Source organism: Methyloversatilis universalis FAM5 (assembly GCF_000214035.2).
Classification (GTDB): domain Bacteria; phylum Pseudomonadota; class Gammaproteobacteria; order Burkholderiales; family Rhodocyclaceae; genus Methyloversatilis; species Methyloversatilis universalis.
The window spans coordinates 1-23,228 of the sequence record NZ_AFHG01000054.1; the positions used below are offsets into that span (position 1 = coordinate 1).

The window sequence follows — 23,228 nt, forward strand, 5'->3', positions numbered from 1 at the left end:
GAGCAGACGGTCGCGATTGATGCTGAACACGGTGCGGTCCCACACCGCATCGTCCATGCCCAGGCCAACGAACCAGCGGAACAGCAGGTTGTAGTCGAGCTGTTCGACCAGCTGGCGTTCGCTGCGGATCGTGAAGAGGATCTGCACGAGCAGCGCACGCAGCAACTGCTCAGGCGGAATCGACGGACGGCCGGTATGCGAGTAACGCTCATCGAACAGCGCACTCATGTTGGCGAGAATGCCGTCGACCAGCGCGCGCAGGGAGCGCAGCGGGTGGTCCTTCGGCACGCGTTGTTCCAGGCTCACGTAGCTGAACATCAACGCCTGGGGATTCTCTTGGCCGCGCATGGACAGTCGGGAAAAGTAGGAAGACGATTCGGGGCGGGAGTCTGCCTTAAAACCCGCGCCACGAGCAGCGAGCGGGGTTTCTCACCAGCCTGCTAAAGGAAAGAAACGGTCGGTCGCCCAGCGCAAGGAGAAGGGCAAGTCGCGGTAAGAAATGAGATAGCCCGTGCAAGAGGTCGCACAAGGGTAAGCGAACTCTGTTTTCGCTCTTCTGACCTTGCAGCCGAGAAACGTATCCCTTGCTGAGTGGTTCAATGCAAGCAAGGAAGACGGGAATGACAAAGACAGCGCGGGCGCGCTACACGTTGGAGTTCAAGCAGGAGGCCGTACGGCTAGTGACAGGCGGGCAGAGCATTGCGGCGGCGGCTAGGACGCTTGGACTAGGGGAGCAAAGCTGTTCAACTGGGTCAAGGCGGATCGCCTATCCGTCCAATCGTTCCGTGCGGTCGCACCTCGTTGTAGTCCTGACGCCAAATAGTGATGACCTCGCGGGCCCGAGTCAGGGATTCGAACCAATTCTCGTTGAGGCATTCGTCCCTGACCTTGCCGTTGAAGCTCTTGATGCAGGCGGGGGCGGTACTCATTTCCCCAGCACCTATCCGTTCAACCCATCGGTTTTGTCAATCTACAATCTCGGTAACGATGAGTCCGGTCTTGCTGTCTATGGCTTCGGGAGCCCAACCGTAGAGGGTGTCTCTTGGTCTGCAAATTTTGTAGCCGCGCCGGTGCCGGAGCCGTCGTTCTACACGATGATGCTTGGCGGTTTGATGCTTTGCGGGGTCGTAGCTCGTCGACGCTCGTCCTGAACGCTTTGCTGTTAGCGGACGCCGGCTCTGTTCAAGCGTCCCCCTAAAAGCGGGATGGCTTCAACTGCGTCATTCAGGAGAGGCGGAGTATGGAAACCGTTGGCATCGCAAAGGCGAAAACGTTGCTGTCCCGACTCGTCGCACGGTTGGAGGGTGGCAAATTAGATGAGGTGGTCATCACTAGGGCTGGGCACCCGGTTGCGAAACTTGTCCCCGTGGCCGTTGCGACAGGAAAACGGATAGGTGTCGCCAAAGGAATATTCGAGGTGCCGGATGACAGCTACACCCCTCATAACGCGGACATCGAGTGCATGTTCAATGGCAAGTGACCTTCCATAGGACGGCGTCCATCTACTGCGGCTGCCATCGTCACCCTTGCATAGCCCTTTCGCAACAAAAGGCGATAATTTGTCGGTTAGATCTGCCCCGCAGGAGCAAAACAATAGGACCAGTGTTGCCTATTATTGCAAGCAGGTGCCGGGCGAAGTGAAAACGAACGATACCCAGCGACATCGAACGCCAGCCGAGATGTAGGCAGAATTCGTGGAGCAGTTGGAGACCCTTCGAATCCGCCCGGCTCCTCGCCACCGTGCCAGCAAACCGCGGGTCAAGAGACGATAGCGGGATTGAGTCGCTTTGCTCTCCCGGCCACTGTCCGAGGGTTTGCAGAGAACCCGAATCCAAGGAGCAGCTTGATCAACGCAAGGGTCAAACGCTATAGAGGGGCTCGGCCCGTTTTGCGGCACCATTAGACCCTGACAACCCTAGACAAAGTTATGCAGCACTGGAAACGGAGTGCAGGAAATACGGTAGTCTCGTCTTCGTCAAAGCCATCGAACGCAGGCGACCTTCCCGGCATCGTCACCCACACCAAAGCGCAAGAAGAGCGCGTAGCGATAGCCCAAACCGAAATCTTCAAGCGGCAGCAGGTACGCCGCGAGGTTCTTCAAATCACCTTCATCAGGGCTGCCAGAAGAACCCTTTTTCAGCTCAACGGCCAAGTGGTTGATGTCCGTGTTCCTTCGATGAACGATGAGGTCAGGCCGCACGTTTTGAACTCCATTGATGGTCTTGACCATCGCCTGTCTGCGGTTGTAGTCAAAATCGACGTCCCAAGGGACCCCGTCCTCCGGTGCGTACCCGACCCTGGGTTGTAGGTAGGACCTCAACATGGCCGCGATGGTGTTCTCGTGAACATTAATCTCCAGTAGGTGCCTATCACGTGCGAAGAGCTCTTCAATGGCGCCAATCAAAGCCTCGCTCAAGCCGTCGTCTCCGCATTCTTTAATCCGCTCCCGCCAATCGTCCATGTGACCTCCGCGGACAGATTTTGGCATCCCCTGTCGGCATGCGATAGACTCAGGGCTTGAGCCGCCACGCCGGCCTGCCCGCCCACAAGGCGAAGTCGTATCGACAGCGTAGAGAGTCAATTTCGAGTCTTGCCTTGACCTCTCAAGGTCGCAGCTGGCTCGGTGTGTGGGCGCATCGAAGTCACCGCGACCGCGGAGTTCAAGACATGTCTATTTCATTTTCCCCTGCGCAGCTTGAGCGCTTCCGCCGAGAAGCAAAGAAGCTCAGCCGCGAATCATCTATCACGCATAGCGAGGCCTTGGACCGTATTGCGATACGGCGCGGCTTCAAAAACTGGTCGTTGCTCGTCAAGTACAGCGAGGCGCTGTCGGCAATCTCCAGGACTGAACCACCGTCTGCGTCACGCAACGCTCGCCAGCGCTATTATTTGCACGGCGATGTGGTGGAAGGCGAACCAAGACAATGCTACTGCGCCCGGTGCGACGCCCTCGTTGACCTGAGCCACTTCCAGCCCGGGAACGGCCACGAGGACGGCAAAGATGGGGACAGATTCTTGTCGTCGCTGGCAAGGTGGAACACGCTGGCGCCTTCAAAGAAGGGGAGTCGCTATCGCCCTGCTGACGCCGAAAACGTCCTGCAGCATGCGGCAGAAGCCGCGCGAGCCGCACTTGAAGCAGCCCGTTCACCGTTTCACAAGTGGCTCGAACGCCAGCGTGACCGCAATGACGAGGTTGGGGACTTGGCTTGCGACGTTTTCGGGGTCAGCTCACGAAACGGAAAAAATCGTACGCTATGCCTTGTCGTGCCAGCCCAGCACAATGATTGACATGCCCAGTAGCGCGACTCCAGCCCCCGTCCAATCCAGCGCGGACAGCTTCACGCCATCCACGACCCGAAGCCAAACCAGCGCGGTAGCCACATAAACGCCGCCATAGGCGGCGTAAACGCGGCCACTGGCGGCTGGGTGTAACGTGAGCAGCCAAACGAAGAGCGCCAAGCTCATCGCTGCCGGAATCAGCAGCCACATTGGCCCCCCTTTGCGCAGCCACAGGTAAGGCAGAAAGCAGCCGACGATCTCGGCAAGCGCTGTTGCGATGAACAGTCCGGTCGTTTTCAGAATCAAGATCAGTAGCTCCACAGTTGATAGACCTTACGAAGACGTTGCTAGCGGTGCCTGCTCGATCAATCGCAGCGGCCGGAACTTGCCCTGCTCGACGTGTTTGTTCTGCCGCCAGATGTAGTCGCCGGTCAGGTTGATGTGCTCCCAGCCCAGCGGCGAGAGATGTGGCAGCAGTCTCTCGTCGATGTCCTTGCCCGAGTCCCGCAGCCCCTGGATGGCCCGCTCCAGGTAGACGGTGTTCCACAGGACGATCGCCGCCACCACCAGGTTGAGGCCGCTGGCGCGGTAGCGCTGGTTCTCGAAACTGCGGTCGCGGATTTCGCCGAGCCGGTTCAGGAACACGGCGCGGGCCAGCGCGTTCTTGGCCTCCCCCTTGTTCAAACCGATCTGCACGCGGCGGCGCAGCTCGACGTTCTGCATCCAGTCGAGCGCGAACAGCGTGCGCTCGATTCGCCCAAGCTCGCGCAAGGCCACGGCCAAGCCGTTCTGTCGCGGGTAGCTGCCGAGCTTCCTGAGCATCAGCGAGGCCGTCACCGTGCCCTGCTTGATCGAGGCGGCCAGGCGCAGGATTTCGTCCCAATGGGCGCGAATGTGCTTCACGTTGACGCTGCCGCCGATCAGGCCGGCGAGCGTCGGGTACTGCTTGGCGTCGCCGTGGATGTACAGGCGCTTGTCGGTCAGGTCGCGGATGCGCGGCGCAAAGCGGAAGCCCAGCAGGTGCATCAGCGCGAACAGGTGATCGGTGAAGCCGGCCGTGTCGGTGTAATGCTCCTCGATGCGCAGGTCGGATTCGTGGTACAGCAGTCCGTCCAGGACGTGGGTGGCGTCGCGCACCGTGGCGTTGATGACCTTGGTGTGGAACGGCGCGTACTGGTCCGAAATGTGGGTGTAGAACTGCACGCCCGGTTCCTGGCCGTACTTCAGGTTCACCTGGCCGGCGGCGTGGCCCCGACCGCCGGCCTTGAAGTTCTGGCCGTCCGACGACGACGTGGTGCCATCGCCCCAATAGGCGGCGAACGGCTGACGGAACTGCGCGTTGACCAGCTCGGCCAGCCCGGCCGAATAGGTCTCGTCGCGGATGTGCCACGCCTGCAACCAGGTCAGCTTGGCATAGGTCACGCCCGGGCAGGATTCGGCCATCTTGGAGAGCCCCAGGTTGATGGCGTCGGCCAGGATGGTCGTCAGCAGCAGGTGTTGATCTTCGGCCGCCGCGTCGCTCTTGAGGTGCTTGAAGTGGCGGCTGAACCCCGTCCAGCCATCGACTTCCAGCAGCAGCTCGGTGATCTTCAGGTGCGGCAGCGGGCTGTACGCCTGTTGCATCAGCGCCTCGGCCTCGTCGGGCACGCCGTTGTCCAGCGGCGAAATCCTGAGCCGGCCGGTACTGGTGATGGCGGCGTCGGGCAGCTCGTTGGCGGCGGCCAGCCGCTCCACCGTCGCCAGTTGCTCTTGCAGCACCGTGAGGCGCGCCTCCAGGAAGCGCTCGCAGTCGGTTTCTACGGCCAGGCCCAATTCCCGCTGATCGCGCTGCGCGGCGAAACGCGGTGGCGGCAACAGGTAGTCCTCGAAGTCCTTGAACTGGCGCGAGCCCTGCACCCAGATGTCGCCGGAGCGCAGCGAGTTTTTCAGCTCGGACAGCACGCACAGCTCGTAGAAGCGCCGATCCAACCCGTCTTCGTTGCGCACCAGGCTTTCCCAGCGCTTGCGCACGAACGACGTGGGCGCATCGTCCGGCACTTTGCGCGCCTGGCGCTCGTTCATCCCTTTGAGCACATCGACGGCGGCGAGCAGCTCGCGTGCCGCCGGCGCGGCCTTCATGGTCAGCGCTTCCAGCAGGGCCGGCGTGTAGCGCCGGAGCTGGTTGAAGCCGTCGCCGACCAGCGCGAGGAAGTCGAAACCTTCCGGCTGGGCCAGCAGCTCGGCCTCGGTGATGCTCTCGGTGAACACCTCCCACGGGATGATGGCCTCGATGGCGGCGAACGGATCGCCGCCCGACTGCTTGGCTTCCAGCAGGGCGCGGCCGATGCGCGAGTAGAGCCGCACCTTGTCGTTGATCGCCTTGCCGGACTGCTGGAAGCGGTCGGCGTGGTTGCGCTTGGCCTTGCTGAACAGCGCGCCCATGAAACGGTCGTGCAGGTCGATGATCTCGTCGATCAGGGTGGCGCGGGTATCGAGGATCACCGCGGACAGGGTCGCATAGCGGCGGCTCGGCTCCAGGTCGCGCAGGTGCTGGGCCGTCATCTGTCCTCCTTCGCGGGCGAGCTTCAGCAGGCGGTTTTGGTGGACGGTGTGCTCCAGCCCATCCGGCAACGCCAGGTCACGGAGGGTCTTCAGCCGCTCCAGGTGGGCCAGCACATGCTTGGGCTTGGGCGGGCCGGGCGGCTGGCGCAGCCAGATTAGCCCGCTGCCCTTGGTGCCCTCGCGGATCGCCAGCAGACCGTCGAGCGCACGGCGATGGTGATCGGCCAGCGGCGCGGTCAGCGCCGCGTACACCTGGCGCGTACCGCGCGTGAGCGCCTCGCTACATACACGCTCGATGACATCGATGGCCGGCAGGATGATACGTTGCTGCCGCAGCAGCTCGACCAGCGCCTCGGCCAGCACGATACCCCGGTCGGTCTGCTGGGCCAGCTCGGCGAGCTGGTGGACGAAGCGCCGGTAGTCGGCGGCCGCGAACGGCGTCAGCTTCAGCCACGCCTGCAATTCCAGCAGGTGCTCGCGCCGGGTTTCCGGCCGCTGCGCGTACTGCGGCCAGATGTCCGGCGCGATGCGCAACTGGCGGCCGACGATATTCAGCAGGGATGCGGGCGGTTCCGCGTCGGTCGGCAGGGCGAAGCCGGGATAGCGCAGGTAGCACAACTGCACCGCGAAACCGAGCCGGTTGTGGTTGCCGCGCCGTTGGCGGATCACTGACAGGTCGGGTTCGGAGAAGGTGTAATGCCGGATGAGGTCGTCGTCAGTGGTCGGAAAGGCAAGCAGGCCGGTGCGCTCGGCGGGCGTCAGCAAGCTGCGGCGCGGCATGGTCAGTCATCCGTTCTCAGGTATTGGTACAGGGTTTCGCGGCTGATGCCGAATTCGCGGGCGAGCTTGGCTTTCTGCTCGCCGGCGGCGGCCCGCCGGCGCAGCTCGGCCACCCGCTCCGGCGACAGCGCCTTCTTGCGGCCCCGGTAGGCCCCGCGCTGCTTGGCGAGCGCGATGCCTTCGCGCTGCCGCTCGCGGATAAGGGCGCGCTCGAACTCGGCGAACGCGCCCATCACCGACAGCATCAGGTTCGCCATCGGCGAGTCCTCGCCGGTGAAGGTCAGGCTTTCCTTGACGAATTCGATGCGCACGCCGCGCTGGGTGAGCTTCTGCACTAGACGGCGCAGGTCGTCGAGGTTGCGCGCCAGGCGGTCCATGCTGTGCACCACCACCGTGTCGCCCTCGCGCACGAAGGCGAGCAACCGTTCTAGCTCGGGGCGCTGGGTGTCCTTGCCCGATGCCTTGTCGGTGAACAGCCTGTCCACCGGCACATGCTCAAGCTGGCGTTCCGGGTTCTGGTCGAAGCTGCTGACGCGGACGTAGCCGATGCGCTGACCGTGCAAAGGGTCCTCCTGAGGGGAATGTGTCAGGAAGAAATCTATGACTCTTGACGGTGCGTGTCAATCAATTCTGAAGGCGACTCTATTCTGACGCTTTCGCGCCGGATGGTCTGACGCCATGTTAGGGTATAGCTTAACCGGACACATCGGCCTCTGTGCCTCTACTGCTTTTCGGTACAACCGTCAAGAACAGGCAGAGCGCTCCGATAGTTATCGCCACATCAGCGAGGTTGAAGGCGGGCCAGTGCACAAGCTGCCAATGGAAGTCGAGGAAATCGACAACCGATCCACGCAGCACACGATCCACGACATTGCCGAGCGCACCACCAAGGATCAGGCTGTAGCCCACCGCTTCAAGGCGTGGCCGCTGCTGGCACAGCATGCGGCCCAGCCAAGCAGAAACGACCAGACCCAGCGCCATGAGAAAGTAACGTTGCCAGCCGCCAGCGTTCGCCAGAAAGCTGAATGCCGCGCCGGGATTCAGGACATGGACAATGTTGAAGAAGGTGCTGACTTCGACCTGTTCACCGTAGGCAAACGTGCGGGTGATGGCGAACTTTGCGAGCTGATCTGTCATGACAGAACTGGCGGCCACTGCGAACCAGACCCAAGTCGATGTGCGGCGAGCCGATTGCCACACAGGGGCGGCCAGCGGCATCAGCCACCCGGCGAGCGCCGTGCAGCTCAATCCAAGTACCCACCCCGCCAGCACATCGGCAGGAAAGTGCATTCCGGCTGCGATGCGTGACCAACCGACCAATGCGGCGTACAACACCAAGCCGATGCGGCCACGACGGCCTATCAAAGGCCAGAGCGCGCCGACCACCAGCGCGGCATAGGTGGCATGCCCGCTGGGCAGGCTGTAGTGTCGTTCGATGCCCCCGATAACGCGCACCATGTCGCCAAAAACGGCAGGCGGGCGTGGAAAGTCGATCCATAGCTTCAAGATGGTGGCGACGAGAAATGCCAACGCAAAGGCCACGCTAAAGACTCTGAGTCTGTACCGGATGGCATCGGCCCGCGTTGGGTCAGGTGCCGACTTTGACCATCCCCACATCGCCAAGAGCATCAGTGGTGCAGTCCAGTAGTTGCCTATCACAAGGTTGAAGAACGATACCGGCGGTTCCAGCGCTGCAGGTGTGCTCATGTTGATGGCTTGGAACAACGCGATGTTTAGACCACCCCAGTCGTAGAGAAAGAATTTCCAGCTCATTTGCGCAACAGCCTCAAGCCATTGCCAACGACGAGCAAGCTGGCCCCCATATCAGCAAACACCGCCATCCACATGGTCGCTTGACCCGTGAAGGTCAGCACCAGAAATACTGCCTTGATGCCAAGGGCCAGCACAATGTTTTGCATCAGCACCTGCGCCGTCGCACGCGACAGGCGCACGAAGGTCGGAATCTTGCCCAGGTTGTCGTCCATCAGGGCCACGTCAGCGGTCTCGATGGCGGTATCGGTGCCAGCCGCTCCCATGGCAAAGCCGATGTCCGCACGCGCCAAGGCCGGGGCATCGTTGATGCCATCACCGACCATGCCGACCTTGCCCTTTATGGCCAGTAGCTCAACTTCGCGCAGTTTGTCGTCTGGGAGCAGATTGCCTTGCGCACTGTCGATCCCGGCTTGTGCGGCAATGGCCTGTGCCGTGTGGGGGTTGTCGCCGGTCAGCATCATGGTGTTGATGCCCAGTGCATGAAGCTCGGCAATGGCGCTCCTGCTGCTTTCCTTGATGGTGTCCGCTACGGCAAATAAGGCATGAACCCCTTTTGCGCTGACCAACATCACGACAGTTTTACCCATGGTTTCCAGCGCCGCGATGCGCTGTTCCAGTTCTGGTGTGCATTGCCCCAGCGCTTCGAGCATCCGCTGGTTGCCAAGATGGTAGGTCTCACCGTTGATTTGGCCTTGCACGCCCCGACCGGGCAGCGCGCTGAACTCGGCTACGTCGAGTAAGGCAACCCCATCCGTCTGCGCGGCTTGTGCCACCGCTTTGGATACAGGGTGGTCGGAACGAGCCGCCAGACTGGCAGCGATGCTGCGGCTGTTTGCGGCGAGTGCATTGCCCCAAGTGACAAAATCGGTCTGTGCGGGCTTGCCGTGCGTGATCGTGCCGGTCTTGTCCAGAGCCAGCCAGCGCAGCTTGCGGCCTTCTTCCAGATAGACGCCGCCCTTGATGAGAATGCCGTGGCGGGCGGCAGCGGCCAGGCCGCTGACGATGCTGACCGGCGTAGAGATCACCAGTGCGCACGGGCAGGCGACCACCAGCAGAACCAATGCACGGTAAATCCAGTCGAGCCATGCCGCACCCATGAACAGCGGTGGCAACAACGCGACGGCGATGGCAACACCGAAAACAATGGGCGTGTACCAGCGGGCGAACTGATCGACAAAGCGCTGAGTCGGCGCACGGCTTCCTTGGGCAGCCTCTACCGCGTGAATGATGCGGGCCAATGTGGAGTTGCTGGCCACGGCGGTGACGCGGTACTCGAATGAACCGGATTCGTTGATCGTGCCCGCAAACACCGGATCACCGGGGGATTTCTCGACCGGAAGGCTTTCACCCGTGATCGGGGCTTGGTTGACGGCAGAGCGGCCTTCCAGCACCTCACCATCCAGGGCGATGCGCTCACCTGGCTTGACCCGGACGCGGCTACCGATGGCAATTTGCTTTGCACCCACCTCGCGCCATGTGCCGTCAGCCTGCTGCACCGTGGCCTGTTCCGGGGTCAGGTCGAGCAGGCCACGGATGGCATTGCGGGCGCGATCCAGCGACTTGGCTTCGATCACCTCGGCCAGCGCGAAAAGCACCATCACCATTGCCGCCTCGGGCCAGTGCCCGATCAACATGGCACCCGTGACGGCAATCGACATCAGGGCGTTCATGTTGAGATTACGGTTCTTGAGCGCAATCCAACCTTTCTTGTAGGTGGACAGACCGCCGGTGAAGACCGCGACGAGCGCCAGAACGACGACCGACCAATGATTGCCGTTGTGGAGCCAGTAGACCGCCTCGGCCGCCGATGCAGTTACAAAGGAGATGCCCAGCGGCCACCAGTTGGTCGGCGTGGTCACAAGGGATGCGGATGGCGATGCGGCCTCTGCGGTGTCCAACACCTGCGCCTCGAATCCAAGCGCTTGCAGTGCCGCGAGCACGTCCGGCAGAACCTGGTCCGCATGGCGTACCGACAGCGTGCGCTGCATCAGGTTGAAATCGAGATCGGCAACTCCGGCCATGGTACCGAGCTTGTTGCGGATCAACGTCTCTTCGGTCGGGCAATCCATTTTGGTAATGGACAGCTTGGTCGTTTGCCCGGTCGATGCCTGATCCATGCGCACGGCTTGCATGCCGATGGCGGTTAGCGCCTGCTCAACGGGAAACAACGAAGGCAGTTCGTGCCGAACGGCCAAAGTACGCTGCATCAGGTTGAACTCAAGACCAACCACCCCCGCCAGCCCGACCAGCTTGCCTCGGATCAGCGCCTCTTCCGTGGGGCAGTCCATGTTCTCGATGCGATACACCGCTTGAGCCGATCCGGTTGTCGCTGGGGCTTGTGTCGTGGGTTGGATGATCGGCCCAGCCGAGCAGCCACACGCCGTGGAAGCGCATTCGCTCATAAATAACTCCTTCAAATCTATACAACTTCCATTACAAACCCTATAGTTACTATAGAGTCAAGTGAAATAAAGGAGATTGATGCATGGAAATCAGAATTGGCGACCTCGCCAAGCGCTCTGGATGCGAGGTTGTGACCATCCGCTACTACGAGAAGGAAGGGCTACTGCCGAAGCCAGCGCGAAGCGGTGGCAACTTCCGGCTGTACGGTGAGGCGCACATTGAGCGCTTGCAATTCATCCGTCATTGCCGTTCGCTCGACATGACGTTGAGCGAGATTCGCGCATTGCTGGGTCTGCGAGACAACCCGATGCAGGACTGTGGGGAGGTCAACACGCTGCTGGAGGCCCATATTCAACAGGTGGAAATGCGTGTGTCCGCGCTGTTGCAGTTAAAGCGGCACTTGGTTGATTTGCGCGAGAAGTGTTCTGGCTCTCGATCTGTAGAGGCGTGCGGCATTTTGCAAGGGTTGGGCAATTGCAATTGCCATGGTGAAAGTGCCACGAAAAGTCAAACATCTGGGTAAGTAAGGGCTTAGCGTGCTTTATTTTCCGTTTTCTGAGGCGACCCCATTAACGGCCAATCGAAACGGCCGCCAATTCAACGCCAGCCAGCGCTGCATCTGACGGCAGGCTTCACCCAGCACCCACGCGCCGATTTTGGGCATCAGCCCGGACGATTCGGCCAGTGGCAGGAACGCGCCCGGCGGCAGCAGGCCAAGGCTCGGGTGCCGCCAGCGCAGCAGCGCTTCCGCGCTGGCAATTCGGCCGCGGCGCAGATCGACGATGGGCTGGTAGTGCAGCTCAAGCTGCCGATGCTCGGCCGCCTGGGCCAGTTGCGCCGCCGTCCAGCCATCCGGCTCGGTAGCGCTCATGATCTTCCCTTGAACGCCCGCATCGCCCGCGCCAGGGACAGGACGAACAAGCCGGTCAGGCCGAACGCCGCAATGCCCCAATACTTGCCGAGGAACGCACCGGCGGTGGTGCCGGCAAGAACGATGGCGAGCACCGGCAGGTGGCAGGGACAGGTCAGCGCGGCGAGCAGGCCCCACAGGTAGCCGGCGACCGGCTTGCGCGCCTCGGGGGAAACGCGCTCCGGGCTGTTCATGCCGAGATCTCCGACGTGCTGTGCGCCAATTCGGTCAACTGCGTTTCCAGGTTCGTCAGCGCTTGGCGTCGGCGCTCGACGAGGTGGCACAGGTCGGCAAGATGCGCCGACGCTTCATCGCCGTCTGCGGTGTCCAGCGCCCGGCACAGCCGCGTCAGCAGGTCGAGGCCGATGCCGGCCTCCAGGGCGGCTCGCACGAAGCACAGCCGCTGCAAGGCGGCCGCGTCGAACACCCCGTAGCCGCCGGCGGTGCGCGCCACCGGCCGCAGCAGCCCACGCACCTTGTAATCGCGCACGACATGTACGCTCACACCGGCCTCATGGGCCAGACGCGATACCGTGTAGGCGTTCATCGACCACCTCCTGTTCCTCACCCGGCGCAGCAGGACAGCTGCTTCACGTCCTTGTTGAACGTCTGCGCCGCGAGCTTCAACCCTTCGACCATCGTCAGGTACGGGAACAACTGGTCGGCCAGTTCCTGCACCGTCATGCGATTGCGGATCGCGAGCACTGCGGTCTGGATCAGTTCGCCCGCTTCGGGCGCCACCGCCTGTACACCGATGAGCCGTCCGCTACCTTCCTCGATGACCAGCTTGATGAAGCCGCGCGTGTCGAAGTTGGCGAGCGCGCGCGGTACGTTGTCGAGCGTGAGCGTACGGCTGTCAGTCTCGATGCCGTCGTGGTGCGCTTTCGCCTCGCTGTAGCCCACCGTCGCCACTTGCGGATCGGTGAACACCACGGCTGGCATCGCGCTCAGATCCAGCGCCGCGTCACCGCCGGTCATGTTGATCGCGGCACGGGTGCCCGCCGCGGCCGCCACATAGACGAACTGCGGCTGGTCGGTGCAGTCGCCGGCGGCGTAAATGTGCGGGTTACTCGTGCGCATGCCCTTGTCGATGACGATGGCGCCCTGCGCGTTGATCGTGACGCCCGCCGCTTCGAGGTTCAGGCCGCGTGTGTTCGGTGTGCGGCCGGTGGCGACCAGCAGCTTGTCGGCGGCAACGATGCCGTGCCCAGTGGTCAGCACGAATTCCCCGGCGGCATAAGCGACGTGGCTCGCCTGGGTATGCTCCTGCACCTCGATGCCCTCGGCACGGAAGGCGGCGGTGACGGCCTCGCCGATCGCCGGGTCCTCGCGAAAGAACAGCGTGCTGCGCGCCAGGATCGTCACCCGGCTCCCGAGCCGGGCGAAGGCTTGCGCCAGTTCGACGGCTACCACCGACGAGCCGATGACGGCGAGCCGCTGCGGGATCGTGTCGCTTTCCAGCGCCTCGGTGGACGTCCAGTAGGGCGTGTCCTTCAGTCCGGGGATCGGCGGCACGGCCGCACTGGCGCCGGTGGCGATCAGGCAGCGGTCAAAGGCCACCTCGCGCTCGCCACCGTCGGTCAGGCGCACCGTGAGGTGGTGGCCGTCCCTGAAGCGCGCTTCGCCGCGCAGCATGGTAATGGCGGTGTTGCCGTCCAGGATGTTTTCGTATTTGGCGTGGCGCAGCTCATCGACCCGCGCCTGCTGCTGGGCCAGCAGCCGCTCGCGCAGGATCGCCGGCGGTGCCGCGGCGATCCCGCCGTCAAACGGGCTTTCTCGCCGCAGGTGGGCAATGTGCGCGGCGCGGATCATGATCTTGGACGGCACGCAGCCCACATTGACACAGGTGCCGCCGAGGGTGCCGCGCTCGATCAACGTGACCCGCGCGCCTTGCTCGACGGCCTTCAGCGCCGCCGCCATCGCGGCACCGCCGCTGCCGATGACAGCGATATGCAAACCACCCCCATCGCCGCCCGCCTTGTCGCCACTGCCCAGCCACTCGCGCATCTTGCCGAGCAACCCGCTTCCCATCGCGGCGGGCGGCGCATCGGCGAGCGCGGCCCGGTAGCCAGCTGCTGCGACTGCCGAGACGAGCATCGTCGGATCAAGCGCCGGCTCCCCGCTCACACGGGCCAAGGCGTCAGGGTAGGACACCTCCGCCTTATGAACACCGGGCACGGTGAGAAGCGCCTTCTCGACGTGGTTTGCGCAGGAATCGCAAGTCATCCCGGTAACATGCAGAACACGGCTATTCATTTCATATCCCCTTCTTCTGGTTTTCTCCGACTCCAACAGCGCAGCAAGCGGCTTCCGCCCGCCGGCGACGCAGCGCGTAGATCGTGATGCCGACAAAAACGACGAGGGCCGGGATCAGCACGTAATCGAGCCACCCGACCCAGGCGGACAGACCCAGGACGCCGAGCGCAATCACGAGCACGGGGGTCGCGCAGCATATGGCGGCGATCACCGAACCGGTGATGCCGGTCTTGAGCAAGGTCCGGTTATCCAGGGATCACCTCTTGAGCTCGGACGGATAGCCGGCATCGGCGGTGGCCTTGGTCAGGGCCTGCACGCTGGTCTTGGCATCGTCGAAGGTGACGACGGCCTCGAGCTTCTCGAAGCTCACCGCAGTCTTGCTCACGCCTTCGACCTTGGAGAGCGCCTTCTTGACCGTGATCGGGCAGGCGGCGCAAGTCATGCCGGGCACCGACAGCGTGACAGTCTGCGTGGCGGCCCACACCGGGGCAGCAACGGCGACGAGGACGAGGGAGGCAAACAGCTTTTTCATGGCGAACTCCTGATCAGTAGAAAAATGGCACGACGAAGGGAAAGGCGAGCGCGACCAGAACCAGCGCGGCCACGATCCAGAAAATGAGCTTGTAGCTGCCGCGCACCTGTGGAACTGCGCAGACCTCCCCCGGCTTGCAGGCTTGCACCGGGTGGAAGATGCGCCGGTAAGCAAAGAACAGCGCCACCAGCGCCGTGCCGATGAAGATCGGGCGGTATGGCTCCAGCACCGTCAGGTTGCCGATCCAGGCGCCGGAAAAGCCAAGCGCGACCAACACGAGGGGGCCGAGGCAGCAGGTCGAGGCGAGGATGGCCGCGACACCTCCGGTGGCCAGCGCGCCACGACCGGTCTTGGGTTCTGACATAAAGCTTCTCCTTCTGGGTCTTCGCTTGATGTTGTAACGTTACTGCCGTAGTCAACTACGGAGTCAAGCGGGATGGAGAACGGTCTGAAGAACCTGACCATCGGCGCCTTCGGTAAGGCGGCCGGGGTCAATGTGGAGACGATCCGGTTCTATCAGCACAAGGGCTTGCTGCCCGAACCGGCGCGGCCCTATGGCAGCATCCGCCGCTACGGCAAGGCGGATGTAGCCCGGGTGAAGTTCGTGAAATCGGCCCAGCGCTTGGGCTTCAGCCTGGATGAGATCGCCGAGCTGCTGCGGCTGGAGGATGGCACCCACTGCGACGAAGCCAGCCGCCTGGCCGAGCACAAGCTCCAGGACGTGCGCGCCAAGCTGGCCGACCTGGCGCGCATGGAGGTCGTGCTGTCCCAACTCGTGTGCGCCTGCCATGCACGCCAGGGAAATGTTTCGTGTCCGCTGATTGCGTCGTTGCAAGGCGAAACGAGCCTCGCCACGTCGGCAGGGGACCGGCTTGGGCGAGCTATGCCTTAGCGTACGATTTGTTCCGTTTCGTGAGCTGCCCCCTTTTCCGTGACAAGCGTTTTCCAGTCGGTGCCTCGACCCGTCGCGAAGTAGAGGACTACCTGTCGCGATACGGTGACCACGTCATCAGTGCAGTGCACGAGGCGTGGCGTGAGTATCAGGAGCCACCGATGAAGACGCTCGCACAGGCCTTGGCAGAAAAGCTCGGCATTAGCGCATCTGAAGCCGAGGGGCTTGTCGATGCTGAACCTCAGGAACTGACCGGCAACAGCGGTGAGATGACATATAGCTATCTCTTCGACTTCACGAACCACGCTTCACCGAGGCTTCGCGCCAAGCTGCTGCAAAAGCATGGCTCGCTGCAACTGGAGGTCGTGCCGTCGTTCTTCGAAACGGTTCGCGACCAAGTGGTTTGACCTAAAGACCACGTCGTCGGGTGGCCAGGGGCACTGCCCCTGGTGGCGCAGCCTCAACGGCAAGAGTGGGGCCTTCCTATAGCTGTCATGGACGCTGGGTTGGCTCCAATGCCCTGACGCCAGACAACGCGTATCAAACAAATCCGAATCATCGCTCGCGCTCTGGGGGCAATTCAATTGCCAGCTTTCCTTGTCGCGCGTCTGCCCGTGCAAGCGCGCGCCGGATGGCGTAGGTGCGGGGGTCGTGCGGATGAAGGGTCCGCGCAATCTGGTACAAGGTCGCGTACATCGTTGGCGCAGCTGCAATGAGCGCACCGATGTCCGGACGCACACCGACCGCAACGATCTGGCGGTCGTGAGCTACAACAACGTTCTCCCGGCCGTGCGCATAACTGTGGAAGTACCAGGGCGCAACTCTCGACCATTTTCGATACCACTTCTCGCTGGTCACCACGGCACTACTAGAACGAAACGAAGGGAAAGAAACTGTATGGATATACAGCTATCGGTGCAACGTCTATTGCTCAGCAAGGCTATCGCCGTCATATCCCTTGGAACCCAAGGCGCAGAGCTGGTCGGACGAGTTGTTGCCGTTGCTGATGGGGATACCCTGACACTTCTTGATGCCGACCGGCGCCAGTACAAGGTGAGGCTTCAAGGTATTGATGCGCCTGAGAAAGGCCAGGACTACTGGCGCGTCTCGAAGCAGTTCCTCGCGGACCGGGTCTTTTCCCAATCAGTCACCATCGAGTACGAGAAGACGGACCGCTATGGCCGGCTTGTCGGCTGAGTAGTACGCGACGGCCGCGACATCAATTACGAGATGCTGCAAGGCGGCGCGGCTCGGTTCTATGCCAAGTATGGAAGGGAGTTACCAGCGGAAAGGCGTCTGAACTATGCTTCGGCGGAAGCGCTGTCTCGGGAAGCGCGACAGGGGCTATCGCGAGACCCGTCTCCAATCCCTCCCTGGGAATGGCGAGCCCGACAACGTCTCAAGAAGTCAGAGGCTCCATCCCAAAAATTCAAACCGTCTCCGCTATCGCAAGAACAACTCGCTTATCACTAAGGTACGCAGCAACAGAGTGCGGATCGTCGTGGCCATTTTCAAAATCTGGGTAGTTCTCGATTCCCGAGCCAAAGGTGGTCGGCGTGAGCGACGCCTGAAGCGCAATAAAATCCTCGGGATCTGCGCCGTTAAACCAGCGCACTACGCCCGCAGGACGATTACGCGGCTTAGAAAAGCTCTTCCGCACACTATCGATCCCTAACGGCGACCCTAAAGTGATTAAAAGAGGCACTTGCCGCGGCCTATTTCTCTCTGCGAATTTTCGCAACAAAGAATAGCACAGCACCGTGCCCAAGGAATGCGCTATCACGACCATCGGCTCGTCATCCTCAAACAGCGGTTCGACCAATCGGTTGATCTCACTATTCACATGCTGGTTACGAAGGTAAGCATGCGCTTGCCCGAGAAAACGCATCGCGAGAGTCCCTCCGAAGGGGGAAATCCGCTCGATAACACGTGCGATCGCTTTCACCCACTTCTTGTGAATACCCGCGCCAAGTGCAACCGTTGTAGTCGCAGCTTCGCTTTCAATGTCCTCTCGAGTAGCTCCCATACGCAGAGCCATCTCCTCCAGCGCCTTCACAGAAAATTCGTCGAAGTCATCCGAGGCCTCCTCTGCGCCAAGGGCAATTGTCTGCCCAGCGACCCACCCCGCACTGAGCGCCAATAAAGTGTCGCCGTAGAATGCGGCATCGATACGCGAAATGTCGATAGTTGGATCCGCCAATCCTTCCTTCGAGCATGTCCTGCGTAAGGCGCCCATCCACTCGTCACGAATAATATCTGCGCTCTTGCCTTCCTGGTTAATACCGTGAACGAGAACGATGCGCATACTAGACCTCCAATGAAATTTCACGCACCCACGAAAGATAAACTTGGGCTCGCTGTTCCTGCCAGCTCCGATAAAGCAGAGTATCCCTCTGATCTGACGATCGTAAAATCACCCGGCTCTAGGAACTCAATTACACCGAGGGCCCGGTCCCGCCAACTACGTGCGCTGTCTTCGCAGACTGCTGTCTCAATAGCACTCCACGCCTGACGCATCCACGGAATTCGCCCCGCTATTGGATATCGATCAAAACCAGGGGTGCGTTCGAAGGTAAAGCGACGCCTCCGTTCGTCTGGGGTCCGTGGCGATCGCCTATCCACAGCTGGGACCGTCGCGTAAAGACTACCGTTCTCTTCACTAATGGTACCGCCCCCGAAAAGTACAATATCTAATGGGATTGGCTGGCCATGCTGCGCGTAAAAGCTTGCCATTTGGCGAAGGCTATCAACATCGCGAATCGCGTCATAATATTGTGCGGCGATGCAACCCAGCGTAATCACACGATGCTTTCCCTCCCGAAGATACGCCGCCGTATCAACGATCTCATCGTCACGAAGCAAGCCGGAGCGCAGTCGCGCGAGAAATTCCGCGAAGCGATATTCGTCCTCTGGAAGATCATCCGACGGATGATGAAGGAGAATGGGTGAAGCAAAATCCTTGGGGAAATAGACCGTGGATACAAACCCGTTGACCACACACGCGGTGCACGTATCTCCACTTTCCAGCGTTACAAGAACATCGCCCCAAGCTCTGTTATGCACATCGTGAAGGACCATTCGGTAAGTCGTCGGCGAATCGGGCAATAAGAATAAGTCGCCGTTCGAAGAATTAACTTCTCTCACCCCCATTCCGATTATGCGAATACCCGTATCAACATACGGCCCCGGATGACCAATAGCACATCGAAAATCCGAGTCGACCTCAGCGCACCGACTCTCTCGAAAGTCTACGTAATCCTGCCCAGCCTCGACATAATCTGAGGCTATTGAATCGAACGAATCCGCCACAGGATTTTGAAAAACAGGTGAAAAGTCATAGGAATTGTAGGAAATATCCAACTCCCTAGCCACGTACTCCATACGCCCCTGTGATTTATGCGGACCAATTCGGGCGTATATGCAATCAGTAAAATAACCCGGCCTAGAGCGTGGAATCATTCGTACGCCATACTTCCCGGCTTCTATAGCAACAGCGTCCTGAAGGTGCCGTGCCAACGACTGGCTGGTAACAAACCGCTCCCCGCCGAGCGTCTCAAAAGCGCTATCGGCTGCATTCCCAAGCAGGGCGCCTAGGATAACCTGTGAGAAGATACAAAATGCGTCCGAATCAATCGTTTCCTTGACCATGAAGGCTTTCTTGCCTACGTCAACCGCGAAGAATTGATCCAATTCATAGAATGTAGGATTCTCGTCAGGTCGGTCAAGAACTGCGCTACCAATCACATCGATGAACCGAGAGGAAAACTCCTGACAAGCATCGCCAATGATAGTAACCTGCTTCGGCCCATAATACTCAAGCATACGTTGCAAGGCAGAGACTTTAATGGCTTCGGTTGCTCGCGCTTCCCAATCGGTCAACATCCAATAATAATCACCAACTGAGTGCGCAGCGCCATGACCAGCGAAGTAGATAATAATCCGGCTCAATTCAGTCTGAGACCGGATGCTCTCGATCGCTTCGGTTACCCGTTGCCGCAAAAGGTCGACTGAAACAACATCGCCATAGCCATCGTCGATGCGCAACGTCAGGTAACCATTAATCCGCGCCCATGCAGCCATATGTCTTGCCGAGATTATGGCGCCTGGCAACTCATCAAGTTCACCTCGTGGCTTAGAGACAGCTATCGCGACAAAGAGCTTGTTTGGCGTATTCATCTTTTATCAGAACCATTTCTCGAATTATCCCTGAGCAGGGCATCGACATCTTCTATCAACAACATCTTCAAATCGATTTTTCTTTAAACCTTGGCCGCAACTGCGCGATAAGCTCTAGCCTAGTTCATCTGGGCACACTCTACTCGGCTCAACGAAAAATGAAACGTGAGCATCAAATTTTGGGTAGAAGGCTGAGGCACAAATACGTAGTAGAAATGGAGTAGCTCTCGCCGCCAATTTGAAGACATTAACCGCGCAAGAACCTCCTGAACCACCTGGCCCGCTTCCTTGAAAAGAGATTCGTACGCACCGAACACCGTGCTCTATTATTCGGCTACGCCTTCCTTCTTTATCAACACATGTCTGTGAAATGGCCGCAAATACTTCAAATCCACCCCGTCCTTTCGCGCAAGACTCCTAATTCGCACATGAGAGGTAATTATGAAGTCTGCAAAATATGGAAGCGGTTGCAGGCTCGGTGAATTAAATTGGGTGAAATCATCCCAGTGAATCGGAATCACCAAACCACTACCTCTACCTCTAACCGCCTCCGCCCAGTACCCATCAAAGAACTCGGCACCACGTGTTGATATTCCTGCAAGAGATATCATCGAAACATCTGCGCTCACATGTCGTAAAGCGCCTGGCTGATAATTTGCACTTGGCACGATCAAGATTCGAAGCGCGGGGTGTTCAACAAAGAACGAATAATTAATGTCCTGTTTAAATTCACTAACATCCGCAGGGAACGAGAACGTTGCGCTGATTTCCCCGGGGTAGGCAACGGGAGCTGAATGCGGCGTCTCAATCGCAGAAACGGTGAACAGACCGTAATGATAGAAACGTTCAGCTGCAATCTCGATAAATTTGACCTCCGAATTCGCACCCGCCTTTGCAACTGAACCAACATGTTTTGATCCAATAACGGCGGCGCCCGTCTTTTCTGCGACGGAGCCTACATCCATGGCATGATCGTGATGAGGATGAGAGACGAATATGGCATCAACGGCGCCCACGCAGCAAGCAAGCGTTTCCTTTATTCGGTCCTCGTTCGGCGATATCTTGTCGAAAGCCAATTCGAACCATGAAGGCCGTGAAAAGAAGCCGTCGATCAAAATAGAATTTTTGTCGTCGGAGATCAAAATAGTGGAAGCCCCGAAATACGTCACACAAAGCCCTGGGCATTCTATGATCTCGTGGTAAGCAAGATAGTCTTCCGGCGGGGGAAAATTCTTAGGATGTGAGAATAGAAACCCGCCACCTAAAAATAAAAGTGCAACGGAAAGAGGCGCCATCGCTATTTGAACAGATTGAGATCTTCGAGCGCGGACTTCCACCTCTTTGCGATTAGCCTGCACCCTGTCTTGGTTGGATGAAGTTCATTTGCCCAGTGCTTTGGCTCTAGAGTATTTCTCGTGTCAACAAAGACAATCTTCCGAGGGTTCGTAGCGGCCAGCGCCTGCAATTCATTTGTAAAGCTGTTAATAATGTGCTCTATACATTTTTGTTGAAGGCGCGTTGGGACTCTTGCGTCGTCTAGCGCAGGCTTTAGCCAGCCACCCTTGCCGGTGGGCACTGCATAGTCATAGTTGTGCAAGACCACAGTGGCGGATGGTGCGTGAGCGAATATAAGTCCAATTAGCGCCATGTAGTTCTCCGTAGTCTTTCTCATGAGCCAACCAAGTGACTTGAATTCAGAGCCGTCTTTGAAGCAATCGACGGCGTCAGATTCGTTCGTACAATTCGGTTTAAGCAGAGGACGAAGATCATTGGTACCCGCGAAGTCGTTTCCGCCTCCGCTAATCAGAACAGCGGAAAGGCCTTCGCCGTAGCGCTTTAATGCAGACCTTATCTCTTTTGAGTACTTTCCTGAGACGTAGTCAACGGCTTCGGCTCCATTTTTTCCGTACGTCAAAATGGTGTGATCGCTTTTAATAAGGTTTGCAATTTGATTAATAACGGAGCCACCGAGCGGAAAATACCAAAACCATGAGTCACCGATGCCGAGGATTGAGGGAGTGCTAATCCCCTCGTAATTCATATGATCTGCATCCCAGTATATTTTTGCCGTCACCGCGTGCTCCTTATCACCGTTTATCAAGTTTGATAGGACTTTTGGTCAATCTCATCACATGCTGGCGGGCCTCTACCCGAACCGCACTTACGGCTCCCAATATCAATGGTCGGCTGGAACCCGTAGTTGGACTATCTTTGCAAAATGGGAAAGCCGACGGCCCGATCTCAGCATAGTCTCCTCGCATGCCGTTTTAAAGTCTCTTGGCATACCTTCTTCTAGGCGACCGCGCGGCCTTCCGCTTCAGCTATTCCACGGTCGCGTCTTCGAAGTGGCGATCTGGCTTGGGGATGATCCGTAAGGCGACTCGGATGAGGGCCTTGTGTCGGTCTTCGATCGGCTTTCTGTGGATTGTGGGGAGTGAAATCGCGCAGCGCGCTATGCAACGCGGTCAGGGTGCTGGGACAGTTGGAGACCGAGGACCCGCAGCTGTAGCTGGCGCAGTCCAATCGCAATCTGGAGATTGTCGTAACGGAGGAGATCCCGACAGAGGTATGGCGAGCACCCGCCCGCAAGGCACTGGTGTCACACGCGATCAGCGCGGCGCCTCCCATCGCTGAGCATGTTTGCTGATACGTGCAGATAATGGGTGCTGCAGCCGCATCGCAGGCGGTCGTGTTTTTGCGCTCGCACACGTGGTGGCCGAATAGCCGTTGATCTTGCGCTCGTCCCTTTGCGCTACGGGCGCTTGCACTCCGGGCAGAGGCGTAGTCGTAGTCTTGCGCTTCAGTTAATGCGGTGTTGGAGTAGCGCTTGTCGTTGCTGGCAGTGCTCGCCTCCCTCGCGTTCGCTCTATTTGCGAGTTTGGTTTTTTGCCTTGCCTGATGGGCGTATATCGGATCGCGCTGGTCGCGTTGTCGCCCCCCTTGCCCCAGCGCCTCTTCGCGCTAATTCGGCGAGCTTCCTGTCGAAGCGGTTGCCGACCCTTGCACAGAGCGGGCCGCGAGCTGGCCGCTAGCATTTGGGGAAGAGTCCGTATGGCGGCGCTGATCGCGCATTCTTTTTATGACATGTAGAATTACCTTGGGCAGTTTTCGTCTGCAACTGCGGGGTCCAACCGCATACTTGACGAGCTTGTCTCATAGCGGCGCGCTTCGTCACAGGGCCGCCGGGGGCGATGGATGAAGAAGATATTGAAGCCGCAACGGCAAAACACTCGAGGGGAGCCAAATGCGCAGGGTCGTGATTGCCGTCTGCAGTGTATTTGCGAACTTGTTCGCCACTAGCAGGCTGGTGAGAAACCCCGCTCGCTGCTCGTGGCGCGGGTTTTAAGGCAGACTCCCGCCCCGAATCGTCTTCCTACTTTTCCCGACTGTCCATGCGCGGCCAAGAGAATCCCCAGGCGTTGATGTTCAGCTACGTGAGCCTGGAACAACGCGTGCCGAAGGACCACCCGCTGCGCTCCCTGCGCGCGCTGGTCGACGGCATTCTCGCCAACATGAGTGCGCTGTTCGATGAGCGTTACTCGCATACCGGCCGTCCGTCGATTCCGCCTGAGCAGTTGCTGCGTGCGCTGCTCGTGCAGATCCTCTTCACGATCCGCAGCGAACGCCAGCTGGTCGAACAGCTCGACTACAACCTGCTGTTCCGCTGGTTCGTTGGCCTGGGCATG

General features: G+C 59.6%; 26 protein-coding genes and 2 pseudogenes. 9 read left to right on the forward strand and 19 right to left on the reverse strand.

Annotation, left to right across the window (positions count from 1 at the left end; translation table 11 throughout):
• Nucleotides 1-348: transposase (locus METUNV1_RS15120; RefSeq protein WP_242059666.1), on the reverse strand; the 348-nt coding region annotated here is incomplete at its 3' end.
• A 272-nt stretch (nucleotides 349-620) separates the two neighbouring features.
• Between METUNV1_RS15120 and METUNV1_RS15125 the strand changes: the two are divergent.
• Nucleotides 621-766: pseudogene (locus METUNV1_RS15125) on the forward strand (transposase); the annotation flags it as partial.
• Here METUNV1_RS15125 and METUNV1_RS15130 read toward each other — a convergent pair.
• Nucleotides 753-908, reverse strand: a pseudogene (locus tag METUNV1_RS15130) (integrase core domain-containing protein); the annotation flags it as partial. The pseudogenes METUNV1_RS15125 and METUNV1_RS15130 sit on opposite strands and share 14 nt — an antisense overlap.
• A 162-nt stretch (nucleotides 909-1,070) precedes the next feature.
• On the opposite strand from METUNV1_RS15130, the gene METUNV1_RS20180 reads away from it, so the two are divergent.
• Together METUNV1_RS20180 and METUNV1_RS15135 are read left to right on the forward strand one after the other, a co-directional pair.
• A complete protein-coding gene (locus METUNV1_RS20180; protein ID WP_332309050.1) occupies nucleotides 1,071-1,151 on the forward strand; it encodes a PEP-CTERM sorting domain-containing protein in 81 nt (26 codons plus the stop codon).
• Between the two features lie 89 nt (nucleotides 1,152-1,240).
• Nucleotides 1,241-1,480 (forward strand): type II toxin-antitoxin system Phd/YefM family antitoxin, encoded by a 240-nt coding sequence (locus METUNV1_RS15135; RefSeq protein ID WP_043360060.1) that lies wholly within the window; start codon nucleotides 1,241-1,243, stop codon nucleotides 1,478-1,480.
• Between the two features lie 495 nt (nucleotides 1,481-1,975).
• Here the strand turns inward: METUNV1_RS15135 and METUNV1_RS15140 are convergent, their stop codons facing one another.
• The gene (locus METUNV1_RS15140) at nucleotides 1,976-2,461 is read right to left on the reverse strand and encodes a hypothetical protein (protein ID WP_008063267.1); all 486 of its coding nucleotides are present in this window, start codon (nucleotides 2,459-2,461) and stop codon (nucleotides 1,976-1,978) included.
• 206 nt (nucleotides 2,462-2,667) lie between these two features.
• Between METUNV1_RS15140 and METUNV1_RS15145 the strand changes: the two genes are divergently transcribed.
• Complete coding sequence (locus tag METUNV1_RS15145; protein WP_139026387.1) at nucleotides 2,668-3,288, forward strand: P-loop NTPase family protein; 621 nt, start codon at nucleotides 2,668-2,670, stop codon at nucleotides 3,286-3,288.
• On the opposite strand, the gene METUNV1_RS15150 is transcribed toward METUNV1_RS15145, so the two are convergent.
• The 5 genes from METUNV1_RS15150 to METUNV1_RS15170 all read right to left on the reverse strand — a co-directional run bounded on the left by METUNV1_RS15150 (nucleotide 3,253) and on the right by METUNV1_RS15170 (nucleotide 10,679).
• A complete protein-coding gene (locus METUNV1_RS15150) occupies nucleotides 3,253-3,588 on the reverse strand; it encodes a YnfA family protein (RefSeq protein ID WP_349255540.1) in 336 nt (111 codons plus the stop codon). The genes METUNV1_RS15145 and METUNV1_RS15150 overlap by 36 nt on opposite strands.
• A 24-nt stretch (nucleotides 3,589-3,612) precedes the next feature.
• The gene (locus METUNV1_RS15155; RefSeq protein WP_008063270.1) at nucleotides 3,613-6,600 is read right to left on the reverse strand and encodes a Tn3 family transposase; all 2,988 of its coding nucleotides are present in this window, start codon (nucleotides 6,598-6,600) and stop codon (nucleotides 3,613-3,615) included.
• Between the two features lie 2 nt (nucleotides 6,601-6,602).
• The gene (locus METUNV1_RS15160; RefSeq protein WP_008063271.1) at nucleotides 6,603-7,163 is read right to left on the reverse strand and encodes a recombinase family protein; all 561 of its coding nucleotides are present in this window, start codon (nucleotides 7,161-7,163) and stop codon (nucleotides 6,603-6,605) included.
• A 130-nt stretch (nucleotides 7,164-7,293) separates the two neighbouring features.
• Entirely contained in the window at nucleotides 7,294-8,373 is a 1,080-nt protein-coding gene (gene lspA / locus METUNV1_RS15165; protein ID WP_008063278.1) for a signal peptidase II, read from the reverse strand.
• Nucleotides 8,370-10,679, reverse strand: coding sequence for a heavy metal translocating P-type ATPase (locus tag METUNV1_RS15170; protein WP_020164644.1), 2,310 nt, complete (start codon nucleotides 10,677-10,679; stop codon nucleotides 8,370-8,372). Before METUNV1_RS15170 ends, lspA begins: the two co-directional genes overlap by 4 nt.
• Nucleotides 10,680-10,858: 179 nt before the next feature.
• Here METUNV1_RS15170 and cadR point away from each other — a divergent pair, with 179 nt between their 5' ends.
• Entirely contained in the window at nucleotides 10,859-11,299 is a 441-nt protein-coding gene (gene cadR / locus METUNV1_RS15175) for a Cd(II)/Pb(II)-responsive transcriptional regulator (RefSeq protein ID WP_008063281.1), read from the forward strand.
• A gap of 18 nt (nucleotides 11,300-11,317) precedes the next feature.
• Here the strand turns inward: cadR and METUNV1_RS15180 are convergent, their stop codons facing one another.
• The 7 genes from METUNV1_RS15180 to merT are packed head-to-tail and all read right to left on the reverse strand — an operon-like array spanning nucleotide 11,318 to nucleotide 14,838.
• Nucleotides 11,318-11,647 (reverse strand): EAL domain-containing protein, encoded by a 330-nt coding sequence (locus METUNV1_RS15180; protein ID WP_008063282.1) that lies wholly within the window; start codon nucleotides 11,645-11,647, stop codon nucleotides 11,318-11,320.
• On the reverse strand, nucleotides 11,644-11,880 hold the full coding sequence (merE, locus tag METUNV1_RS15185) for a broad-spectrum mercury transporter MerE (protein WP_008063283.1): 237 nt from the start codon (nucleotides 11,878-11,880) through the stop codon (nucleotides 11,644-11,646). The genes METUNV1_RS15180 and merE overlap by 4 nt, the downstream gene beginning before the upstream one ends.
• Entirely contained in the window at nucleotides 11,877-12,233 is a 357-nt protein-coding gene (merD, locus tag METUNV1_RS15190) for a mercury resistance co-regulator MerD (protein ID WP_008063284.1), read from the reverse strand. The genes merE and merD overlap by 4 nt, the downstream gene beginning before the upstream one ends.
• A 17-nt stretch (nucleotides 12,234-12,250) precedes the next feature.
• A complete protein-coding gene (merA, locus tag METUNV1_RS15195) occupies nucleotides 12,251-13,942 on the reverse strand; it encodes a mercury(II) reductase (protein WP_008063285.1) in 1,692 nt (563 codons plus the stop codon).
• A gap of 1 nt (nucleotide 13,943) precedes the next feature.
• Nucleotides 13,944-14,180 (reverse strand): mercury resistance system transport protein MerF, encoded by a 237-nt coding sequence (gene merF, locus METUNV1_RS15200; RefSeq protein ID WP_008063286.1) that lies wholly within the window; start codon nucleotides 14,178-14,180, stop codon nucleotides 13,944-13,946.
• 18 nt (nucleotides 14,181-14,198) lie between these two features.
• Complete coding sequence (gene merP, locus METUNV1_RS15205; protein WP_008063288.1) at nucleotides 14,199-14,474, reverse strand: mercury resistance system periplasmic binding protein MerP; 276 nt, start codon at nucleotides 14,472-14,474, stop codon at nucleotides 14,199-14,201.
• A 13-nt stretch (nucleotides 14,475-14,487) separates the two neighbouring features.
• On the reverse strand, nucleotides 14,488-14,838 hold the full coding sequence (gene merT, locus METUNV1_RS15210; protein WP_008063289.1) for a mercuric ion transporter MerT: 351 nt from the start codon (nucleotides 14,836-14,838) through the stop codon (nucleotides 14,488-14,490).
• A gap of 72 nt (nucleotides 14,839-14,910) precedes the next feature.
• On the opposite strand from merT, the gene merR reads away from it, so the two are divergent.
• The 3 genes from merR to METUNV1_RS15225 all read left to right on the forward strand — a co-directional run bounded on the left by merR (nucleotide 14,911) and on the right by METUNV1_RS15225 (nucleotide 16,563).
• Nucleotides 14,911-15,366, forward strand: coding sequence for an Hg(II)-responsive transcriptional regulator (gene merR, locus METUNV1_RS15215; protein ID WP_008063290.1), 456 nt, complete (start codon nucleotides 14,911-14,913; stop codon nucleotides 15,364-15,366).
• A 161-nt stretch (nucleotides 15,367-15,527) separates the two neighbouring features.
• Nucleotides 15,528-15,773 carry a hypothetical protein gene (locus tag METUNV1_RS15220; RefSeq protein WP_043360063.1) on the forward strand — a complete coding sequence of 82 codons (246 nt, stop codon included), beginning with the start codon at nucleotides 15,528-15,530 and terminating at the stop codon, nucleotides 15,771-15,773.
• Nucleotides 15,774-16,263: 490 nt separating this feature from the next.
• Entirely contained in the window at nucleotides 16,264-16,563 is a 300-nt protein-coding gene (locus tag METUNV1_RS15225; RefSeq protein WP_051165336.1) for a thermonuclease family protein, read from the forward strand.
• A 232-nt stretch (nucleotides 16,564-16,795) separates the two neighbouring features.
• Here the strand turns inward: METUNV1_RS15225 and METUNV1_RS15230 are convergent, their stop codons facing one another.
• From METUNV1_RS15230 to METUNV1_RS15245, 4 genes are all read right to left on the reverse strand, one after another.
• Entirely contained in the window at nucleotides 16,796-17,671 is an 876-nt protein-coding gene (locus METUNV1_RS15230) for a hypothetical protein (RefSeq protein ID WP_051165334.1), read from the reverse strand.
• Between the two features lie 20 nt (nucleotides 17,672-17,691).
• The gene (locus METUNV1_RS15235) at nucleotides 17,692-19,542 is read right to left on the reverse strand and encodes a hypothetical protein (protein WP_139026388.1); all 1,851 of its coding nucleotides are present in this window, start codon (nucleotides 19,540-19,542) and stop codon (nucleotides 17,692-17,694) included.
• A 326-nt stretch (nucleotides 19,543-19,868) separates the two neighbouring features.
• Nucleotides 19,869-20,837, reverse strand: a complete 969-nt coding sequence (locus METUNV1_RS15240; RefSeq protein ID WP_081471372.1) for an MBL fold metallo-hydrolase — start codon at nucleotides 20,835-20,837, stop codon at nucleotides 19,869-19,871.
• Nucleotides 20,838-20,839: 2 nt separating this feature from the next.
• Nucleotides 20,840-21,616: an SGNH/GDSL hydrolase family protein gene (locus tag METUNV1_RS15245; RefSeq protein ID WP_197315215.1), complete on the reverse strand. Its 777-nt coding sequence runs from the start codon at nucleotides 21,614-21,616 to the stop codon at nucleotides 20,840-20,842.
• Nucleotides 21,617-22,934: 1,318 nt separating this feature from the next.
• Here METUNV1_RS15245 and METUNV1_RS15250 point away from each other — a divergent pair.
• Nucleotides 22,935-23,228: transposase (locus METUNV1_RS15250; RefSeq protein ID WP_242059667.1), on the forward strand; the 294-nt coding region annotated here is incomplete at its 3' end.

Bases quoted from the DNA above. Each gene is read 5' to 3' on its own strand.
- merR (WP_008063290.1), top strand. From the start codon at position 14,911: ATGGAGAACGGTCTGAAGAACCTGACCATCGGCGCCTTCGGTAAGGCG.
- METUNV1_RS15135 (WP_043360060.1), top strand. From the start codon at position 1,241: ATGGAAACCGTTGGCATCGCAAAGGCGAAAACGTTGCTGTCCCGACTC.
- METUNV1_RS15230 (WP_051165334.1), bottom strand. From the start codon at position 17,671: ATGCGCATCGTTCTCGTTCACGGTATTAACCAGGAAGGCAAGAGCGCA.
- METUNV1_RS15180 (WP_008063282.1), bottom strand. From the start codon at position 11,647: ATGAGCGCTACCGAGCCGGATGGCTGGACGGCGGCGCAACTGGCCCAG.
- merP (WP_008063288.1), bottom strand. From the start codon at position 14,474: ATGAAAAAGCTGTTTGCCTCCCTCGTCCTCGTCGCCGTTGCTGCCCCG.
- METUNV1_RS15240 (WP_081471372.1), bottom strand. From the start codon at position 20,837: ATGGCGCCTCTTTCCGTTGCACTTTTATTTTTAGGTGGCGGGTTTCTA.
- lspA (WP_008063278.1), bottom strand. From the start codon at position 8,373: ATGAGCTGGAAATTCTTTCTCTACGACTGGGGTGGTCTAAACATCGCG.
- merD (WP_008063284.1), bottom strand. From the start codon at position 12,233: ATGAACGCCTACACGGTATCGCGTCTGGCCCATGAGGCCGGTGTGAGC.
- METUNV1_RS15235 (WP_139026388.1), bottom strand. From the start codon at position 19,542: ATGAATACGCCAAACAAGCTCTTTGTCGCGATAGCTGTCTCTAAGCCA.
- cadR (WP_008063281.1), top strand. From the start codon at position 10,859: ATGGAAATCAGAATTGGCGACCTCGCCAAGCGCTCTGGATGCGAGGTT.
- METUNV1_RS15155 (WP_008063270.1), bottom strand. From the start codon at position 6,600: ATGCCGCGCCGCAGCTTGCTGACGCCCGCCGAGCGCACCGGCCTGCTT.
- METUNV1_RS15225 (WP_051165336.1), top strand. From the start codon at position 16,264: ATGGATATACAGCTATCGGTGCAACGTCTATTGCTCAGCAAGGCTATC.
- METUNV1_RS15140 (WP_008063267.1), bottom strand. From the start codon at position 2,461: ATGGACGATTGGCGGGAGCGGATTAAAGAATGCGGAGACGACGGCTTG.
- METUNV1_RS15220 (WP_043360063.1), top strand. From the start codon at position 15,528: ATGAAGACGCTCGCACAGGCCTTGGCAGAAAAGCTCGGCATTAGCGCA.
- METUNV1_RS15145 (WP_139026387.1), top strand. From the start codon at position 2,668: ATGTCTATTTCATTTTCCCCTGCGCAGCTTGAGCGCTTCCGCCGAGAA.
- merA (WP_008063285.1), bottom strand. From the start codon at position 13,942: ATGAATAGCCGTGTTCTGCATGTTACCGGGATGACTTGCGATTCCTGC.
- merE (WP_008063283.1), bottom strand. From the start codon at position 11,880: ATGAACAGCCCGGAGCGCGTTTCCCCCGAGGCGCGCAAGCCGGTCGCC.
- merT (WP_008063289.1), bottom strand. From the start codon at position 14,838: ATGTCAGAACCCAAGACCGGTCGTGGCGCGCTGGCCACCGGAGGTGTC.